This is a genomic window from Kitasatospora sp. NPDC007106, assembly GCF_040634455.1.
Classification (GTDB): Bacteria; Actinomycetota; Actinomycetes; order Streptomycetales; family Streptomycetaceae; genus Kitasatospora; species Kitasatospora arboriphila.
In genome coordinates this window covers 1-2,304 of the sequence record NZ_JBEYFP010000886.1, presented here as the reverse complement: position 1 = coordinate 2,304, position 2,304 = coordinate 1, and the positions used below count along the sequence as shown (strand labels likewise).

Genomic DNA, 2,304 nt, shown 5'->3' with positions numbered 1-2,304 from the left:
GCCCGTACCCCCCGGACGGGCGGCCGCCGGCGGGCGGTTCGGTGTTTCGCCGCAGCCGCGCGATCCGCGCCGTCCGTCCGGCGTGCCCCCGCGGACACCCCGAACCGCGGATCCGCCCGGGATCCGACCAGGCGTGGGCCGCCCCCGGGCGGGTAGGCGCGACGGTACGACCGACCGGCGCGACGCAGACCCACGGAGGTGGCCCCGTGAGCGAGGACATCGACTCCGACTCGGAGCCCACGGTGTGGGCGCTCACCGTGCAGGAACAGGAGATCGGCCCACCCGTCGCGGAGGCGTTCATCGAGGTCGGGCGGCGGTGGCACGCCGAACTGCTCACCCACGCCCTAGAGAGCGGCTTCCTGCTGGCAGCCGGCGACGCGCCGCAGAGCACCGCCGTGGTGGTGATGAACGGCCCGCTGGTCGACCGGCTGCTCTTCGTCGGCGGCCGGCAGTCCTGGGAGCCGGTGCCCAAGCCCGCGGCCTCCCCCGAGTGGCGGACCGCGGCCCGCGAACGCGGCGAGGTCCTGGTCGTCGTCGTCCCGCCCGGCACCTGCCTCACCGGCGGGGCCGACGGCGACCCGCAGGACGAGGCCGACGGCCTCACCCGCGGCGTCGCGGCCGGCGGCGAGGGCGTCGTCCTGCACGGCAGGGCAGCGCTCGCCCTGATCTGACCGGGCGCCGATTGCGGCGCACGGGCCCGGGTAAGCGCGACTGCCGACCGAACGCCCGTGCACGGAAGACGAGGTGCACCATGACCTCCGGCGACCTCATCGACGTTCTCACCACCGACCACGAACGGATCCGCAACCTGTTCGGCCGCATGGCGGGCACCCCGCTGAAGGACCCGCTGCGACGCGAACTCCTCGACGAGGCGGCCGCCCTGCTGGAACGCCACATGGCCGTCGAAGCCGAATACCTCTACCCGCTGGCGCTGCGCAGCCTCCCCGACCGCCGGGAGACCGTGGAACGGGAACGGGCCGCACTCGCCACGATCGGCGCCCTGCTCGACGACCTCTCCCGGATCGGCGCGGACGCCCCGCTCTTCGACCGCAAGGTCGCCCTGCTCGTCCGCGAGGTCACCGGCCACGCCAGCGAGGAGGAGGCACTGGTCCTGGACGGACTCGGCACCGCCGCACCGGCGGACGAACTCGCCGAGGCCGGTGCCCGGGCCCGCACGAAGCGGCTGCACAAGGTGCGCCGCTCACCGGCCGACCGGCCCCGGGACGACCTCCCGCCGACCGGCCCCCGCCCGAAGACCCACCTGCGGGACTTCTTCCGCATCGAGGGCCTGCCGGGGTGAACCCCGCCGGTGGCCCCCGGGTCAGAGGCTCTCCCGCAGCGGCGGCTCGTCGGCCGGGTCGATGTCGAAGACGGTGTCGGCCTCCGTCAGCCGGAGCAGGCGGACCAGCTGCGGAGAAGGCGCGGCCAGTCGGAGGGCGACGCCGACGGCCGTGGCCGCCAGCCGGGCGCGCAGCAGCGCGTTCAGCCCGGCCGAGGTGCAGAAGGCGAGCGCCGAGCAGTCCACCACCACGGCCGCCGGCAGGGGAGGAACGCCCAGCGCCTTCCCCAGGGCCTCCTCCAGCACGTGCACCGTGTCCATGTCGGCCTGGCCGGCGACGGCCAGCCTTCGTTCACCGGCCGGCGCCGGGCGGGGGGTGACACGGAGCTCCGCATCCACGGTGCTGCTCCCTCCGTCACGGACTCCCCGACGGGGCTTCCCGCGGCAGTGGCTCCCGGGGAGCCTGCCCGTCACCCGCGGAACGAAGCGTCCCTGCGGCGCAGACCGCAGAACGAAGACCCGGGCGGCCGGAGCCGTCACCGCGCCTGCAGGGGTTACAGCGGGCCGGGAGCCGGTTAGACGCTCCCGGGGGAGCAACGGACGCAGGAGACGACCAGGGTGAACCGGACATCGCGCCACTGGCATCTGCCGCTCGGGTCCACCGACGGTCCCGGGCCCCAGTCGGGCATGGCCTACGTGCGCCGAGCGCTGGCGCAGGGGCCGTCGCCCGTGCCGTCCTCCGGGGAACGGGCCGAGGACGTTCTGCTGGTGGCCTGCGAGCTGCTCACCAACGCGTACTGCCACACCCCGGGCCCGCTCAGCCTCGACCTCGACCTGGACCACGACACCCTCACCGTCGCGGTGACCGACGCGAGCACCCGTCCGCCGGTCGTCCGCCCCTACCGCCCGCAGCAGCCGCACGGCCACGGCCTGCACATCGTCGAACGGCTCGCGGTGGACTGGGGCGTCACGCCCGTCCCGAGCGGCAAGACCGTGTGGGCCGTGCTGCCGGCGCGCTGACCGGC

General features: G+C 75.3%; 4 protein-coding genes. 3 read left to right on the top strand and 1 reads right to left on the bottom strand.

What is annotated here, in order from left to right; all coding sequences use genetic code 11:
* Nucleotides 1–206: 206 nt before the first annotated feature.
* Nucleotides 207–671: a hypothetical protein gene (locus ABZ641_RS33655; protein ID WP_359988069.1), complete on the top strand. Its 465-nt coding sequence runs from the start codon at nt 207–209 to the stop codon at nt 669–671.
* A gap of 80 nt (nt 672–751) precedes the next feature.
* Nucleotides 752–1,300 carry a hemerythrin domain-containing protein gene (locus tag ABZ641_RS33650; RefSeq protein ID WP_344625364.1) on the top strand — a complete coding sequence of 183 codons (549 nt, stop codon included), beginning with the start codon at nt 752–754 and terminating at the stop codon, nt 1,298–1,300.
* A gap of 21 nt (nt 1,301–1,321) precedes the next feature.
* On the opposite strand, the gene ABZ641_RS33645 is transcribed toward ABZ641_RS33650, so the two are convergent.
* Nucleotides 1,322–1,678: an STAS domain-containing protein gene (locus ABZ641_RS33645; RefSeq protein ID WP_359988067.1), complete on the bottom strand. Its 357-nt coding sequence runs from the start codon at nt 1,676–1,678 to the stop codon at nt 1,322–1,324.
* A 288-nt stretch (nt 1,679–1,966) separates the two neighbouring features.
* Here ABZ641_RS33645 and ABZ641_RS33640 point away from each other — a divergent pair, with 288 nt between their 5' ends.
* Nucleotides 1,967–2,299, top strand: a complete 333-nt coding sequence (locus ABZ641_RS33640; RefSeq protein WP_359988065.1) for an ATP-binding protein — start codon at nt 1,967–1,969, stop codon at nt 2,297–2,299.
* Nucleotides 2,300–2,304 lie beyond the last annotated feature (5 nt).

Bases quoted from the DNA above. Each gene is read 5' to 3' on its own strand.
- ABZ641_RS33650 (WP_344625364.1), top strand. From the start codon at position 752: ATGACCTCCGGCGACCTCATCGACGTTCTCACCACCGACCACGAACGG.
- ABZ641_RS33640 (WP_359988065.1), top strand. From the start codon at position 1,967: ATGGCCTACGTGCGCCGAGCGCTGGCGCAGGGGCCGTCGCCCGTGCCG.